Source organism: Corynebacterium sp. MSK006 (assembly GCF_030232385.1).
Taxonomy (GTDB): domain Bacteria; phylum Actinomycetota; class Actinomycetes; order Mycobacteriales; family Mycobacteriaceae; genus Corynebacterium; species Corynebacterium frankenforstense_A.
Genome location: NZ_JASPJZ010000005.1, coordinates 39541 through 54189 on the forward strand (window position 1 = coordinate 39541; position 14649 = coordinate 54189).

The window sequence follows — 14649 nt, forward strand, 5'->3', positions numbered from 1 at the left end:
TGGCAGCGGTCATGGCACTGACAACCGCCTGCGCCAGCTCACCGAGCGGCCCGTCGGCCGCGCCAGGCGGTTCGTCGCCCGACGCGGCCGGTGCCGTTGCTGTTACGGTCTCCGACATTGACGGCACTACCCGGACCATCCCGGACGGTAAGCCCGCAGCACTGTTCTTCTTCTCTGTCGGATGCGGTGAGTGTGTGGAAGGGGCCGATTCCCTGAACAAGGCCTCCACGGCCCTGGGAAGCTCGGCCGACTACCTCCTGGTGGACGTGGACCCCCGAGAACCGAAGGAGACCATCAACGGATTCCGCGATTACATCAAGGCCCCTGAGCTCCCTGCCGTCATCGACACCGGGGCCACACTGACCACCCGGTACAAGGTCACCTCCATAAGCACCCTGGTGGTGGTCGACGCGAAGGGCGACGTTACCTTCCGGGCCACCGACCCGTCTGCGGAAAAGATCCAAGAAGAACTCACCAAGGCCGGCGCCCAATGACAGCCCTGCTTGCCCTGGCCTTCGCCGCTGGAATGATTGCCCCGGTCAATCCCTGCGGTTTCGCCCTCCTGCCCGCCTGGATAGCCCAGACCATCGGGGACGCCTGGACGCGCCCGCTCGCGCTGCGTCTGGCCCACGGGCTCCGGGCCGGGCTCGCGCTCAGCCTCGGCTTCGCCGGGACCCTGGCAGCCTTCGGGCTGATCGTCAGCGCGGGCGCCAGGACCCTGATCAGCGCAGCGCCCTGGCTGGGAATGGCCACCGGGGTGATCCTTCTCCTGCTGGGCCTGGCCATGCTCACCGGACTCACACCACGGCTCCGTCTGCCGGCCTGGGCCACGAAACCCCGCACACAAGAAGCCGCAGGGGCAGGTCACAAAACCGGGCGCATGGTGGCTTTCGGGGTCGGATACGCCGCAGCATCCCTCGGCTGCACCCTCGGGGTGCTCCTGGCCGTGATCGCCCAAGCCCAGGCCGTCGCCAGCTACGCCGGGCTGCTCGCGGTCTTCGCCGCCTACGCCGCAGGCTCGGCCGCTGTCCTGATGCTCGTTTCGGCAGGCACGGCCATCGCCGGGGCCGCCCTCGGGCGAAGAATCACCGGCCTGGCCAAGCACAGCAACCGCATCGCCGCCTTCATCCTCACCATAACCGGCGCCTACCTCAGCTGGTATTGGTATCCCGCCGCCACCGGCGGAACCGCACAGGCCAACAGCCTCGCCGTATGGTCAGCCGCCGCCAGCGCCTGGATCAGCGACAACAGCACCCTGATCGCAGCCCTCGCCGCAGCCGTGGTGCTCGCATCGGCATTGGCCGCCCTCAACCGGCGCAGGAGACTGCGCATCAGACAGGGAACGCCGCCCACAGGCGAGGGCCCCGGGCAAAGCGGGGAACCCGACTGCTGCACACCAACTCCGGACAACAACTCGACCGAGGACCGGCCAGGCACGATCCCGTAGCTGGCCGAGGACTCCCAAAAAGCAAGGGGGGAGAGGGAACCTTGCCCATCTTCTGGCAAACGAGGCGCCCGCCTATCAGGACAGGTTGGTACAGCGGCATCAGGCCGGAAGTCAATTCGTGCAGAGGACTTCGGGCAATCCGTCAGGAGCCCTCTGTACCGCCCCCCGCAATGACGGGAACGTCAGTGTGGTGGACTTCGGAAAGCCACAGTGACACCCACTAGTTGTACTCGACCGTGACGTTGGTGGCACTTTCGGTCTTGAGAAATAGCTAGGCCTCCTGGCTTAGTGGAGCTGTCTAGTTCTTCACTGCCAGGAGGCCTCTATGCCCAACGGTAACGCCCGCTTGACCACGCATGCGAGAGCGTTGCTGGTGGCCAGGCAAGCTCATCCATATCGATGTGAAGAAACTCAGCCGCATCCCCGACAGCGGCGGTTGGCGAGTCCACGACCGATCCGCGACCGGAAGACCCGATCGGGTTCGACCACGTCCATGCCGCTGTCGATGACCACACCCGACTCACTTATATGGCCCACTAGCGGTCGCGGAGCGTCCTGAAAACCTAAAGTTTTATGAGACACCCGGCAGGAACTGGAATGTGAGACCTTTTCATGGGGCAATTGGCCTCCTCCCCGTCTCACTAAAGCGTCTCGCCCTAAGTTGTCGCAGGGTGGTGCTCGGTAGGGGTTTGTGAGGCATAATCGAGACATGAGGCTTTTGGGGTACACCCATCTGTACGCGCTGACCTGCGGCGTTGTGGGTTGTGCCGAGCGTGCTGCCGGAGTCCCTTTCAGTGTCCCTGGGGTAGGAGCGGCCGCATGAAGGTGCGCTCGTACCGCAGGACGCACTCGGACTCGTCTCGAATCCGGTCAGCGGCGATGAAGTCCGAGTGGGTGCCGAACAAGGTGCGGTACTGCTCGTAGGCAGCCAGGCTGGGGAAGCTGAACAGGGATTCCGCACGGTCACTCACACCTTCCGCGGGTAGGTAGTACCCGTGGTGGGTGCCGCCGTGTTCGTCGACATGCCGCATCCAAGCGCGGGCGAACTGTTCAAAGGCTGCGATCTGGTCGGGGTCGATGGTGTAGTGGACGACACAGGTGATCACATCCACAACGCTAGGCCCACAGGCGCTCATTGGGGAGCCTTTGTCTGTGCGCCTCGTGGTGCAGCACACCAATCTGCCTGGTTTACCTGCGGAAATGCGTCAGTTCGCCAAGTTGGCGCCGAGTTCAACGGTGAGAACTCCGACGGCGATGAGGAGGATGCCGAGGGCCATGGTTCGGGTGAGGGGTTCGTGGAAGATGACCCGGGCGAGGATCGCGGTGAGAGCTACGCCGGATGCTGCCCAGATGCCGTAGGCGACGCCAAGGGCCATGCCGTCGGCCAAGGCGAGACTTAAGGCGACGAACGCCACGAGATACCCCGCGATGACGCCGATGAACCATTTCTTCACCCGGCCACCGTCGGAGGCTCGTAGCGACATGGTCGCGACGACTTCGGACAAGATGGCGCCTGCGAGGAAGATCCATCTCATGAGTTGACTCCTGCTTCCTGGGCTGCGGTTTGCTGAGCTTTCTGGGAGCCGAGTTCGACGGTGAGGACACCGCTGATGATCGCAACCATTCCAAGACCCATCACAGCGGTCAGAGGTTCACCGAAAATCGCGGCGGATAGCACGGCGGCGAGCACGACCCCGCTGGCTCCCCAGATGCCATAGGCGACGCCGATCTGCATTCCTTCGCGCAGGCAGAAGGTGAGGAAGACGAAAGTGCCGATGTATCCGGCAGCAACCACGATGTACCAGGATGGGTGATTGAGCGCCGCCTTGAGAGACAGCGTCGCCGCCACTTCGGTAGTGATGGCGCCAGCGAGCAGGAACCACTGCTTCATGGGGTTGTTCCTTCGATCAGGGAGCGAATGCTGGAGACGACGGCTTCGAGATCCGCGCCGTGGAGGGTGGACACACCTGTGGCCTGGGCGCCCCAGAGTCCGTCGGCGGCGAGTCGGGCGGTGGTCAGCCTGGCTCGGGTGGCGGCGTCGAGATCGTCCGGGAGTTCGAGCCAGCGGCCCATCCGCGTAGTCCACGGTTCGGTGAGTTCGGGCCGATACGTCGCTTGGCCCCAGATGATGAACTCGGCGCGCTTGGCGGCCCCGTGGGCGGCGACGTGAACGTAGCTCAGGAGCCGCTCGGTGGCGTTGGCGTTCTCGAGGGGCTTGCCAAGGGTGGCAGTCATGTCGTTCTCGACGTTGGCCGCAGCGTGGTCGACGATCGCGGCGAGCAGTACGTCGCGGTTGCGGAAGTGATATAGCAATCCCGGTTTGGTGAGCCCGGCCTCGTGGGTCACTGCGTCAAGGGTAATGTCGCCACCCTCCGCTGCGTTCATGACGCGGAGGGCAGCTTCCAGGATCTCGGAGCGCTGACTGGTTCGCATATAGCTAACTTTACCATTTGGTAGGTGAAGCCTTCAACTGCGGGCGCTGGTAGGGGCACCTGGGGTACACCCCAAGCGAACAATTTGTGAATGACAAAACTTCCTGTTCGCTAGGGTTAGTTCCAAGACTAACGGAACAGAACCGTCACTGCCTCTGGAGATCACTGAACAGTTGGGGGCGATCTCAGGACAAAAGGTGGGCTATGCCCGGGTGAGTTCGAAAGATCAGAACCTTGATCGTCAGATTGAACAACTCAAAGCAGAGAAGGTCTTCACCTATTACACGGATAAGGCCAGTGGTGGATCGCGTGAGCGCCCTGGACTTGATGAAGCAATGCGATATGTCCGTGCAGGAGATCAGCTTGTCGTCACGTCGATGGATCGGTGCGCGCGTTCACTGACGGATCTGTACGCCATTGTTGACGAGCTAGTCAGCAAAGGAGTGTCGGTGAAGTTCCTCAAGGAGGGACAGCCCTACTCAAAAGACTCCACCCCGATCGCCAAGCTGATGCTAGGGCTGTTGGGTTTTGTTCAGTTGGGTAAGGCCGTGAAAGAGCTGGATCAACACCGTGAAATAGTTGAAAAAATAACCCCGCAGGTTTCCCTGCGGGGTGTCGTTGTTAGAACGGTGCTTCGTCGTTGTCGGCGTCAGCCCCAGCCAGGGCGGCGTTCGCCGCCTCGCCTCCGCGACGGGCTGCGCGCGCAGCGGACTCCTTCTTGGAGTCGATCAGCTGCACGGTGTCGATGCGCGCCACCAGCGGGTAGTGCTTCACACCGTCCTTGTCGGTGTAAACGTCGGTTTTCAGCGAGTAGCTCACCGCGACGCGGTCGCCGGAGCCGATGCAGCCGAACACGCCGGGGTTCTTCGCGTCCTGGACGTAGCCGGTCAGCTCCACGATCTCGGACTCGACCTTGCCGGTGGCCTTGTTCTTGAAGGTGTTGCGCGCGTAGACGCTGAGTTTCACCGTCGCGCCGCCGTTTGCGTGCTCGAACAGCTTCGGTGCGCGAGCTGCGTTGCCGACGATGGTGCCGTTGTTGAAGGGGTTGGACATGTTGGTTCTCCTTACCTGAGTGGGTGTGATTTGCCGTGCAATTTGGGTACTTAAGCAGCTGCTTTGCTGCTGCGGGGTGGTTGCGCTGTCGTTACAGCACTGCCCAAGGCAGCGGTGTGCCTGCCGCCTCTAGGTCGCGCAGTTCTTGCGCTGCGCCCGGATCGGCGTCCTCGCCGTCGATGCCGTCGGCGAGCTGGTAGAGCAGTTCCAGGTCGGTGTGGATGAAGTCGCGCATCACGTGCCTCCTTGTTCGGATTGATGGTCAATCCGTGTGTTGGAGACAGCTCTGCTGTCTAGGGGTCGCTCCCCTGCCTCGTTGAGGTATCTGTTGTCGCCAGCCACGGCGATACAGCGAAAAAGAAAACCCCGTTGCATTGCTGCAACGGGGTGTGTGGTGCTACTCGGCGAACAAGATCGTACGGGTCTTCTCAGCGCCTTCGCGGACGAGTTCGACCATCCGCTCGCCCTGGCCAATGTCGGTCAGCTTCGCGACCAACGACGGGAAGTTCTCGTCCGGCCCGATCTCGGTGGCTCGCTGCGCAGCCACGCCAGCTAGCCCCGGCTGGCCTGTGGCGTGCGCAAGCACGGCAACAGTGGCGGTGAGCTGCGCCCGCATCCCCGGCCAGCTGGTCGGGACAGCGCGCATAACCTTCTCTATGAACGCAAGGCCAGCCTGCGGCTCATCGAGCAGCGCGGCAAGCAGCGTGTCCCGCAAGCGCGGCGTGGTGAAACATTTCAGCGCAGCACGGACGGCCCTGGTGCTCGGCTGGGTGATCCCTGCCGCCGCCTGTTCGTATTCACGCTGCAGCATGTCGGGAAACACTGGCGGGACATACGCCAGCGCGTCTTCGATGATGTCGGTGTACTCGGCAGCGTCGATGCCGTGATCGGTGCTGTTCAACCGTGCCTCGATGTCGTCTTTGCTCGGCTCCGGCAGCTCGCCGGTGTGCTCTAGCATCTGCCGCAGCGCCGCCGATGCGGCGACCTCGCCGACAACGCCGTGGCGCGGCTCGTCGATGAGCGGATGCTGGTACACAGACCACCAAGCAGCCCCAGTGACGATCTCGGGCACCTGCACTACCCCGAGCAGCGGCGGTAGGTGCACTGCCCCGCTGGTGAGGTACGTGGCCGTATCATCGAAGACCGGCTGCGCAATGTCATCGCTGATCATGTACGCGATAACAGCGTCGAGTTCCAGGTGGTCGACCCACGCTGCGAACCGCTCGCGGCTCTCGGTGAGCTTTTCCACGGCCTCGTCCAGGTCGAACCGCGCGACCGGGCCGAGGCGGATGGTGTCGACGCCCTCGTCGTCGACGAAGAACGCGAGGATCAGCGAGTTGTTCGGGTAAAACCCGAGGATGCCGGGGAGGTTCGCGAGGATCTCGCCGTGGGATGCAAGCGTGTGGGAATGAGTGGACATGGCAGTGCTCCTTTGCACGAATACGGGGTGTATGCGGTCAATCCCGTATTCGGCCCGGCTCTGCCGGTCGCAGGCGTACCCCAGCAGTGCAGTGCCTATGTGCGCTGGGCGTCGCTAGCGCAGCCCGATACTTGGCTTGCCGGGTGCGGGCGCTAGCGACGCAGCCTGTGCCTAAGCGTCGGCTTCGATGCGCTTGAGAGCGCGATAGATCGTCGGCCGGGAGACGTTGAATGTCCTGGCCACTGCGCTGACGGACTTGCCGCCGTCGACGAGTTCCTTAGCGATCTGGGCTTGCTCCTTGTCGAGCTTCGGCTTGGGGCCGGCGACCCTGCCCTGCGCGCGGGCGTGCGCCACGCCTTCACGAGTGCGCTGGACAAGCAGGTCACGCTCCCATTCAGCAAGACTTGCCATGACGTTGATAACCACCTTGTCGGTGGGCTTCGACGTGTCCAGCGCTGGCTCTAGCACCTTGACGTTGATGTCGCGCTCCGCCAGGTCAGCGATGGTGTTCACGGTGTCTGCGAGGCTGCGGCCGAGCCTGTCGAGGCGTGTCACAACGAGCGTGTCGTCGGGGCGCATGTACGCCAGCGCGTCATCGAGGCCGGGCCGCTGCCAGTTGGTGCCGGAGATGGTGTCTGAGTAGATGTGGTTCGGGTCGCAGCCAGAGCCTGAACGCTCAGATGACTTCGAGCCTGACTTCTAGCCTGGAACCGCTGGTAGAAGTAGCTGTATCTGAGGCAATGTCGAAAGAGCCTAAGAGCCTGCACGAGGCAGCAGAAGCCTCTAAGAAGGCTCGCAGCGCTCTGCTCCAGGAGAAGGAGTCCAACGAAAAGCTGCTGGAGGAGATACGCGCAGAACGCAAGCAGTATAACGACGATATGGAAAAGTCGAACACGAACTTTATTAAGGCCTGCATGTCTGCCTCGTGGATTGCAGCCAGTGTTCTCTTCGTTGCTATTGCACTCGTTGCTGTCGGAGCCTTGGGGAAGGGGCTGCTAAGTATGCTCGGCATACCCGACGGCGTGTCTGCCTTGTGGGGTCACGTCCAGGAGGCCAACGGCATCGGCCCAACACTGGGCTGGTTGGCGTTAACACTTATCGTCATAGGGGTTCTTATAGCGCTTATGACCTGGATGTTGTCCCAGGCTGCGCCGGGTATTGCTCACTTAGTCGAGGAATACCGTCGCAATCACCCGAGGAAAGAAACGAACCACTAACTAGAACACGTGCACCGTAAAAAGTAAAAATCCCCACAACACAGCGTAGCGGTTAACCGCTACGCTTCTTTTATGCTCTTCCTATGCCCCAACTTTGCAACAGCACCAATAAACTGGCGCCCCGGTTATAAGTTGGGGCGCCAAGTCGATGTGCTCGAGTCGGGGGATGTTAGTGGCCGGTGCCAAGCCGGCCAGACAGGCGGTTCAGCCGGTCCTGACTGGGACCGTCGAGCCCGATAATGGACACGGTTTTGCCTCTGTCCTGGAACTTCTGCGTAATCGCGTCAAAGGTCGCGACCGTGGAGGCATCCCAGATCTCCGCCTCAGTGAGATCAATAGTGATATGACGGGCAGAATCGGTGTAATCAAAGCGATAAACCAGGTCATTGCTTGATGCCCAAAACAACTGGCCATGCACCCGGTAGGTACGAGTATCAATCTCGCCATCGCCGTCGCCGTCGATCTCGGAGACCTTTTCAATGGAAGCGATATGTGCCATCCGACGGGCGAACATGATCATCGCGGTGACCACACCCAACACCACACCAATGGCCAGGTTGCTGGTGGCTAGGGTGGCAATAATCGTCACGGCCATAACAATGGTCTCAGAGACCGGCATGAGTTTAAGGGTGCGTGGATGCACCGAGTGCCAGTCGATGGTGCCGACCGAGACCATGATCATGATTGCCACCAGCGCAGCCATCGGGATCATGCCAACGATGTCGCCCAGTGCCAGGACCAGGACCAGCAGGAACACACCGGCTAACAGGGTGGATAGGCGGGTACGTGCCCCGGATTCGCGGACGTTGATCATGGTTTGACCGATCATCGCGCAGCCACCCATGCCGCCGAAGAAACCGGAGGCAATATTAGCCACCCCCTGTCCCCAGGATTCACGAGTTTTATCGGAATGAGTGTCGGTGATGTCATCGACGAGCTTGGCGGTCATCAACGATTCCATGAGACCGACCACGGCCATGGCCAGGGCATAAGGCGCGATGATCTGCAGGGTCTCCAACGTCCACGGCACGTTCGGAATAAACAGGGACGGTAAGGTTTCCGGCATCTTGCCCATGTCCGAGACCGTCGGGACAGTCAAACCGGCGGCAATGACCAAACCGGTGAGCACGATAATCGTGACCAGCGGGGCGGGGATCACACTGGTGAGCTTGGGGAAGAAAATCATGATCACCACACCCAAGCCGACGAGTGGGTAGACTATCCAAGGCACATCAATGAGGTGTTCGAGTTGGGCGGTGAAAATCATAATGCCCAGTGCATTGACGAAACCCAGCATCACCGATCGGGGGATAAAACGCTGAAGTTTCGCCACACCGAGGGCGCCGAGCACGATTTGTAGGACACCGCCCAACAGGACGGTGGCGATGAAATAATCCATCCCGTAACCACGCGCCACAGGAGCAATGACTAGGGCAATAGCCCCGGTGGCGCCGGTGATCATTGCCGGGCGGCCACCGGTAAAGGCGATCGCAATGGCCATGACTACCGAGGAAAACAGACCCATGGCTGGGTCAACACCGGCAAGGATGGAAAAGGCAATGGCCTCAGGGATCAGCGCCAGGGATACCGCCAGTCCGGCCAGAATCTCTATACGGATACGGGCGGGGGAAGAAAATGCGTAACGGAAGGATGCGATGATCCCGGTAGGGGCATCAGCGCCGTCTGGACTCAGGAGGGGGCGGGGGGCCGCCGTGCTAGTTTCAGTCATAGATGTCCAATCTTTGAGGGGATAGGTAACTGGGCGAACGCCCGAAAGGAATCCAACCCTCTAGTAACTTTAGGTTTGGTGATGGTGGTCATGGTAGCGGGAGTTTTACTCAACCGCCAACCCAGGCACAGGAACCCGTGGGCAACATCACCGTGAAGGAGAACAGGCAATGCAAAACAGTAATTTCAAGATCGGCGAGGTCGTTGACCAGACGGGGTTGTCGATTCCCACCTTGCGTTATTATGACAACGTCGGCCTGATTACCCCATCGGGGCGTAGCCCTGGTGGGTTCAGGCTTTATAGTGAGGCTGATGTACGTCGTGTTTTGCTGGTGCGACGGATGAAACCGCTGGGGTTTACTCTGGATCAGATGCGGGAATTCCTGGAAGCTGCGGAGATTCTTCATAGTTCAGATGGCGGGCAGGACAGTGATACCGCACAGCAGGCACGGAGTAATGCCAAGGCCACCCTTGCCGACATTCGTGAGGAGACGCGCACCCGCTACGAAAAGCTACGCAAGCAAATTGCCTACGCTGAGGAATTCCTCGATCTGGTCAACACCCTGGCACCCTAAACTGCCCCCATCCTTCGCAGGGAGAAAAAGACCATCGTATTGAATGCGCTCTGTCGAATCGCGTTCCAAATGAAGTGGACGAACGCCCGCGGCCTCTCCGGAGTGGATGGCGATAGTACAGAGGACTTCTGAAATCCGTGCAGACGACTCCTCAAAACGACACAGTCATCCAAGGTCACAAAATCGAAAATTGTCACTTAACCCCATCACTTCCAAACCGGCTTAAGTGACAAAATGCCATCGCTAAAGTCCCGATTTGAGTCCCAGGACGTGCGCCTTAAGAGAAATAACTAAAGCCCCTACCAGTGTTTCTCCTGGTAGGGGCTTGGAAGTTGGTAGCGGGGGCAGGATTCGAACCTACGACCTCTGGGGTAACAAGAGCCGTGTCATAATTCCTGCGAACGCCACGGTTGAGCAGTGTCACCCCCGATACACGAAGGCAGATCCCCCGAACTGCCGGCTCCCGTGGCGTTCCTTCGTAGAAGCGTTGCGCACTACAGCGCATGCGCGCGATTGTTGACGTGTCACACACTGCAACCTAGTTCCACACGATCTGCACTGATTCAGGGTTGAAGGTCTTGCTTCCGCGCACGCCACGGCGCAGGCGCACCTGGCACAGGGTGTTGATGACACGGCGCTGCACGGCAAGCTCTGCGTTGTCGAAGGCGTCCACGGGCGAGGCGTAGCCGGTTGTGTCGAGCAGCGCCGATGCGCCAGCAAGGCGGGCACGGCGCGTTTCGAGTTTCTCGATCTGTGGCTCATAACGGTTTCGCGCGCGCTTGAGGTCACGGGCTTCGATAAGCTCCTCGTCGTAGTCAGCCTGGACGCGGGCGAGCTTTGCGCGAAGCTCAGCGAGTTCGTCGTCGATGGCGTTGACCTCGTCGTCATCGGCAGTTGGCAACAGGTCCGCCAGGTCGTCACGGCCAAGGCGGGCGCGGATCACGGCGAGCACAAAATCATCGACGCTATGCGTGCGCACTAAGCCACAGGCGGCGCAGCGGTAGCGGTCGGCATGCGTGCGCACGGGGTTGCCACACTCGTCGCAGACATACAGGCCCGAGCCAAGATGGCGGCGAGTGTTCCGGCGCTCCTTGTTCGTCAGCCGGTCGGGATCATCGAGCACGTTCTGCACGCGCCACCACAGATCTGGTGTGACGATCGGCTCCCACTGCCCTTTCACCGGCTCGCCGGTATCGGGGTCGCGGACGATATGCGTGACACGGCGGTATTTGTTCTTCACGCCTTTGCGCTTGGCCTTCTTATAGGTGGAGTAGCCCGCATACACGGGGTTGCGCAGAATCGAGTGCAACGACGTGTAGGCCCACGGCTGCGCGTCGGGAACAGGCTTTTCTTCCTGGCCAGCAGCGCGGCGACGTGCGTTGCGCTCTGTGACCACGGTGTGCATATGGCGCGGCGTGGTCGGGATATCCGGCAATCCCGGCTGATCGACCCCAGATAGGGCGCGTGCGATGTCGCGCATGGAGTTGCCCCGCTCGACAGCGCGGAACATCCCGAGCACGGCCTCGGCTTCGGAGGGGATGATCTCGCCGGTGGAGGTGTAGCCGATTGGGCGGACACCGCCGGAGTACCAGCGGCCCTGCTCGGCGCGCTGCTGTTGCGCACGGGATTGGCGCATGCTCTTTCGCTCGATCTCGCCGCGCGCCACGGCTGCTTTAATACGCGCGTACATTCTGCCGCCGTCGGTGGCAAGGTCAGCATCACCGTTCGCGGTGACGAGTTTCAGCCCCTGCTCCTCTGCCCTGTCGATCCACTCTTCGAGCTGCCAGGGCTGCCGCGTGAGGCGGTCGAGGTCCCAGCAAATGATTGCGTCGATCTCGCCGCGCTCAAAGGACGCCACCATGGCGTCGTAGTCGGGGCGGTCCACGTCCTTCTTCGACGCGGAGATCAACTGATCGACGTAGGTATGCACGACGTCCCAGCCACGTTGCTCGGCAAGGGCTTCGCAGTCCTGACGCTGCCGGTCGATGGCGAGGCCGTCCATGGCAGCATCGAGCGAGATACGGAGGTAAATAGCAGCACGTGTTGTCATGCCGCTAACACTAGCGCGCCTCAGGTTACATTGAAACGAAACTCCACCACGTCGCCGTCCTGCATGACGTAGTCCTTGCCCTCCTGGCGGACCTTGCCGTGGGAGCGGGCCTCGGCCATGGAGCCGAGCTCATCGAGGTCGTCGAAGCTGACGATCTCGGCCTTGATGAAGCCCTTCTCGAAGTCGGAGTGGATCACGCCGGCGGCCTGCGGGGCGGTGTCGCCCTGGTGGATCATCCAGGCGCGGGCCTCCTACCGACTTCGGAGAGGCCACGCTCGCGGCGCTTCGCACTCGTGCGAAGCGGCTCGGGCTGGCTCCGAGCACGTGGGTGCGGGCCGTCGTCCGAGATGCCCTCCACGCCTCTCGGGGCGAGGGGCTGGACGCCGCCGTGGCCGCGCACCTGCTCGGCGTCGAGGCGCGCGCAGGTGTCGGCGGACGCGCGCGAGCTGGCCGCGCAGATCCGCCCGCTGGCGATCAACGTCAACGACCTGAACCACCGAGCACGTGCCGGTGAGGCGGTGGCGCTGTCGTCGGAGGTGCCCGAGCTGATCGAGCTGCTGCGCGAGGTCCGCGCCCTGCTCGGTGATCGGACGGCCTCGTGAGCACGACGCACTACAGCCCGAGCGCCAGCGCCGCCGACACGGAGCGCTATATCCGGGGCAAGGAGGACGAGCGGGGCGTCGCGATCACGTGCGATGTGCCGGGAGGCCCCGGCGCGTTCTCGGCGCGCGCTCGGGCGCTCACGCAGAACACGACGCGCGAGGTCGAGGCGCTGCACTACCGCCAGTCGTTCGGCGACGAGGAGTTCGACCCGAAGAACCCCGAACACGTGCAGCGGGTGAACGACCTGGGCTACCAGCTCGCCAAGAAGATGCACCCGGATTCCGACTGCCTCGTCGTTAGTCATGTGGATGGGCGGGGAAAGAAGCCGCACAACCATATTTTGGTTCTCAATCACAACAACCGCACGGGAAAGGCGCTCTCGGACTATCGCACGTTCCACGACCGCAAGGCCGGGAATCAGAAGGGCGTGCAGTCGGCGAACGACGAGCTGATGCGCGAGCACGGGCTCTCGGTCGTGAAGCGGCTGGAGCACGCGCCGAAAGACTGGGAGCTGCGCCGCGAAGACTTCGCCGAGGGGTCGCTCGACCGCGAGATGGGCGACCGGATGAGTGCGGCGCTGGCCGATCCCCGCGCGGTGGACAAGGCCGGTCTGGTCTCGGTGATCGAGGAGCAGAACCAGCAGCTCGGTGATGACGGGGATCGGGTGCCACGGATGCGGCTGCACAGCCCCGTCAGCAAGAAGGGCAAACGCGCCGGGCAGGAGACCTGGACGCTCTACATCGAGGACCGCCGCGGCGAGTTCCGGGCGTGCCGAGCGCCGCAAGCGCACGAGCGCACTCTCGGCGGACTTCACCCCGGAGGGTGCGCAGGCGTTCTTCGATTACCACCAGCAGCAGAAGGAGCAGGAACATGAGCGGAGCACTCGACAGGCTGAAGCAGCAGAACGGGCCCGTGCAGTCGCCGCGACCGCTCGGCAGTCCGGAGACGATGGAGCTGTTGACCTCGATCCTCGCCGCCGTCGAGGCGCAGAATACGAGGATCGCCACGCTGACCGAGCAGCAGAAGAAGCTCGCGGGGTTCGTGAAGTGGACAGCGAGGAGCAGGAGAAGCAGCTCTCCGCGATCTCGCATCAGCTGACCTCAACGTCGCCGCCGCCGGAGTCGAACGAGAACAGCGAACTGCTCGCCGGAATCGCGTCCACTCTCGCGGGTATGAGCATGAACCTCAACGGGGAGAGTCTGAAGGGCTCAGCCTCTAAGTCCGAGGCTGCCGCCAAGCATCTCGATGAGAGCCGGGCTACGTTCGAGCGGGCCGCGAACGGTGCGCAGAAGGCCTGGCGGGAGTCGATCACCCAAGCCAGCGCCGAGGCGACGAGCGCGATCAGCACGGCCCGGGATCAGGCTGTGCAGTCGATCGAGAGGGCCGCTACCGACGCCGGGGCCGTGGCAACAGTCAAGATTGACGCCGCGAACGAGCGGGCCGAAAAGATCATCGCCACAACGGCGAAGCTGGAGGCCCGTCAGCTTTGGTCTGTCGCCGTGTCGATGTGCCTCGCGCTGCTGCCGGTCGCAGTGATCGTCGCGGGTGTTTGGATGGCCGTCGCCGGACTTATCACGGGCGCTCAGTGGGCCCTCGACGTGGACGGGAGCGTGTGGCTCGGGATCGGTCGCTGGCTCGTGGTCTCCATGGGCCTCGCCGGGGCCGGCTACGGACTCTTCGCGTCCGTCCGCTGGGGTCGCCGGTCTCGTGGAGACCTGGAAGGGCTGCGGGATGCCGAGGTGGCCCCGTTGGCGGTGATGGCTGGATCCGATCGAGCTACCGGTTCCGATCAGCAGTCGAAGGATTTTCGCAGCAGCCAGTCCTGCGGCCTCGGTGCCGCCGCCGTAGCCTGACGAGCATCCCGGCCGTGACGGCCATCGCGACGGCGATCCCGGCACCGATGATCCAGGGATTGCCGAGGAGCCCTCCGACGCCTGCGAGTGCTCCGCCCGCCGCGATGAGCGGCAGGCCGCAGCAGAGCAGCAACGGAAGCGCACAGCATGCCAGTAGGAGCAGCCCGGTCCCTGCGGCGACGATGGGACCGGCGCGCCGTTCGTCGCGGTCGTGATCGGCGCTCATCGTCTGGACCTCTTCCGGATGAGATCTCCCCGATTGCATGCGTTG

General features: G+C 62.5%; 19 protein-coding genes and 3 pseudogenes. 10 read left to right on the forward strand and 12 right to left on the reverse strand.

Annotation, left to right across the window (positions count from 1 at the left end; all coding sequences use genetic code 11):
- The first annotated feature begins 11 nt into the window (after positions 1-11).
- The 3 genes and pseudogenes from QQA02_RS04440 to QQA02_RS11700 form a co-directional block, all read left to right on the forward strand.
- Positions 12-494 carry a TlpA family protein disulfide reductase gene (locus QQA02_RS04440; RefSeq protein WP_078056919.1) on the forward strand — a complete coding sequence of 161 codons (483 nt, stop codon included), beginning with the start codon at positions 12-14 and terminating at the stop codon, positions 492-494.
- Entirely contained in the window at positions 491-1447 is a 957-nt protein-coding gene (locus tag QQA02_RS04445) for a cytochrome c biogenesis CcdA family protein (protein WP_284863412.1), read from the forward strand. Before QQA02_RS04440 ends, QQA02_RS04445 begins: the two co-directional genes overlap by 4 nt.
- A gap of 377 nt (positions 1448-1824) precedes the next feature.
- Positions 1825-1975 (forward strand): annotated as a pseudogene (locus QQA02_RS11700) (IS481 family transposase); the annotation flags it as partial.
- Positions 1976-2238: 263 nt separating this feature from the next.
- Here the strand turns inward: QQA02_RS11700 and QQA02_RS04450 are convergent.
- The 4 genes from QQA02_RS04450 to QQA02_RS04465 all read right to left on the reverse strand — a co-directional run bounded on the left by QQA02_RS04450 (position 2239) and on the right by QQA02_RS04465 (position 3880).
- Entirely contained in the window at positions 2239-2553 is a 315-nt protein-coding gene (locus QQA02_RS04450; RefSeq protein WP_174232238.1) for an NIPSNAP family protein, read from the reverse strand.
- A 99-nt stretch (positions 2554-2652) separates the two neighbouring features.
- Positions 2653-2982 carry a DMT family transporter gene (locus QQA02_RS04455; RefSeq protein WP_003849969.1) on the reverse strand — a complete coding sequence of 110 codons (330 nt, stop codon included), beginning with the start codon at positions 2980-2982 and terminating at the stop codon, positions 2653-2655.
- Positions 2979-3338 (reverse strand): DMT family transporter, encoded by a 360-nt coding sequence (locus QQA02_RS04460; protein ID WP_048733039.1) that lies wholly within the window; start codon positions 3336-3338, stop codon positions 2979-2981. Before QQA02_RS04460 ends, QQA02_RS04455 begins: the two co-directional genes overlap by 4 nt.
- Positions 3335-3880, reverse strand: a complete 546-nt coding sequence (locus QQA02_RS04465) for a TetR/AcrR family transcriptional regulator (protein WP_034997557.1) — start codon at positions 3878-3880, stop codon at positions 3335-3337. Before QQA02_RS04465 ends, QQA02_RS04460 begins: the two co-directional genes overlap by 4 nt.
- A 196-nt stretch (positions 3881-4076) precedes the next feature.
- On the opposite strand from QQA02_RS04465, the pseudogene QQA02_RS04470 reads away from it, so the two are divergent.
- Positions 4077-4400, forward strand: a pseudogene (locus QQA02_RS04470) (recombinase family protein); the annotation flags it as partial.
- 100 nt (positions 4401-4500) lie between these two features.
- Here the strand turns inward: QQA02_RS04470 and QQA02_RS04475 are convergent.
- The 4 genes from QQA02_RS04475 to QQA02_RS04490 all read right to left on the reverse strand — a co-directional run bounded on the left by QQA02_RS04475 (position 4501) and on the right by QQA02_RS04490 (position 6997).
- Positions 4501-4932 carry a single-stranded DNA-binding protein gene (locus QQA02_RS04475; protein WP_034997554.1) on the reverse strand — a complete coding sequence of 144 codons (432 nt, stop codon included), beginning with the start codon at positions 4930-4932 and terminating at the stop codon, positions 4501-4503.
- A gap of 91 nt (positions 4933-5023) precedes the next feature.
- Complete coding sequence (locus QQA02_RS04480) at positions 5024-5167, reverse strand: hypothetical protein (RefSeq protein ID WP_005291046.1); 144 nt, start codon at positions 5165-5167, stop codon at positions 5024-5026.
- A gap of 162 nt (positions 5168-5329) precedes the next feature.
- Complete coding sequence (locus QQA02_RS04485) at positions 5330-6352, reverse strand: DUF4192 domain-containing protein (RefSeq protein WP_284863415.1); 1023 nt, start codon at positions 6350-6352, stop codon at positions 5330-5332.
- 171 nt (positions 6353-6523) lie between these two features.
- Positions 6524-6997 (reverse strand): recombinase family protein, encoded by a 474-nt coding sequence (locus QQA02_RS04490; protein ID WP_284863481.1) that lies wholly within the window; start codon positions 6995-6997, stop codon positions 6524-6526.
- Positions 6998-7032: 35 nt separating this feature from the next.
- On the opposite strand from QQA02_RS04490, the gene QQA02_RS04495 reads away from it, so the two are divergent.
- A complete protein-coding gene (locus QQA02_RS04495; RefSeq protein ID WP_224786635.1) occupies positions 7033-7569 on the forward strand; it encodes a hypothetical protein in 537 nt (178 codons plus the stop codon).
- Between the two features lie 169 nt (positions 7570-7738).
- Here QQA02_RS04495 and QQA02_RS04500 read toward each other — a convergent pair whose 3' ends face one another.
- Positions 7739-9298: a SulP family inorganic anion transporter gene (locus QQA02_RS04500; RefSeq protein ID WP_034664651.1), complete on the reverse strand. Its 1560-nt coding sequence runs from the start codon at positions 9296-9298 to the stop codon at positions 7739-7741.
- 169 nt (positions 9299-9467) lie between these two features.
- Here QQA02_RS04500 and QQA02_RS04505 point away from each other — a divergent pair, with 169 nt between their 5' ends.
- The gene (locus QQA02_RS04505; RefSeq protein ID WP_005293770.1) at positions 9468-9872 is read left to right on the forward strand and encodes a MerR family transcriptional regulator; all 405 of its coding nucleotides are present in this window, start codon (positions 9468-9470) and stop codon (positions 9870-9872) included.
- Between the two features lie 538 nt (positions 9873-10410).
- Here the strand turns inward: QQA02_RS04505 and QQA02_RS04510 are convergent.
- A complete protein-coding gene (locus tag QQA02_RS04510) occupies positions 10411-11922 on the reverse strand; it encodes a recombinase family protein (protein ID WP_284863416.1) in 1512 nt (503 codons plus the stop codon).
- A 20-nt stretch (positions 11923-11942) separates the two neighbouring features.
- Positions 11943-12173: pseudogene (locus QQA02_RS04515) on the reverse strand (DUF933 domain-containing protein); the annotation flags it as partial.
- Positions 12174-12347: 174 nt separating this feature from the next.
- On the opposite strand from QQA02_RS04515, the gene QQA02_RS04520 reads away from it, so the two are divergent.
- From QQA02_RS04520 to QQA02_RS04535, 4 genes are read left to right on the forward strand one after another with little or no spacing between them, the layout of a single operon-like run.
- The gene (locus tag QQA02_RS04520; protein WP_284863418.1) at positions 12348-12524 is read left to right on the forward strand and encodes a hypothetical protein; all 177 of its coding nucleotides are present in this window, start codon (positions 12348-12350) and stop codon (positions 12522-12524) included.
- The gene (locus tag QQA02_RS04525; RefSeq protein WP_284863419.1) at positions 12521-13399 is read left to right on the forward strand and encodes a relaxase/mobilization nuclease domain-containing protein; all 879 of its coding nucleotides are present in this window, start codon (positions 12521-12523) and stop codon (positions 13397-13399) included. The genes QQA02_RS04520 and QQA02_RS04525 overlap by 4 nt, the downstream gene beginning before the upstream one ends.
- The gene (locus tag QQA02_RS04530) at positions 13396-13623 is read left to right on the forward strand and encodes a hypothetical protein (RefSeq protein ID WP_284863420.1); all 228 of its coding nucleotides are present in this window, start codon (positions 13396-13398) and stop codon (positions 13621-13623) included. Before QQA02_RS04525 ends, QQA02_RS04530 begins: the two co-directional genes overlap by 4 nt.
- Positions 13572-14378, forward strand: coding sequence for an ABC-2 transporter permease (locus QQA02_RS04535; protein ID WP_284863422.1), 807 nt, complete (start codon positions 13572-13574; stop codon positions 14376-14378). Before QQA02_RS04530 ends, QQA02_RS04535 begins: the two co-directional genes overlap by 52 nt.
- Here the strand turns inward: QQA02_RS04535 and merT are convergent.
- The gene (merT, locus tag QQA02_RS11705; RefSeq protein ID WP_131797935.1) at positions 14302-14643 is read right to left on the reverse strand and encodes a mercuric ion transporter MerT; all 342 of its coding nucleotides are present in this window, start codon (positions 14641-14643) and stop codon (positions 14302-14304) included. The two genes, QQA02_RS04535 and merT, sit on opposite strands and share 77 nt — an antisense overlap.
- Positions 14644-14649: the final 6 nt, after the last annotated feature.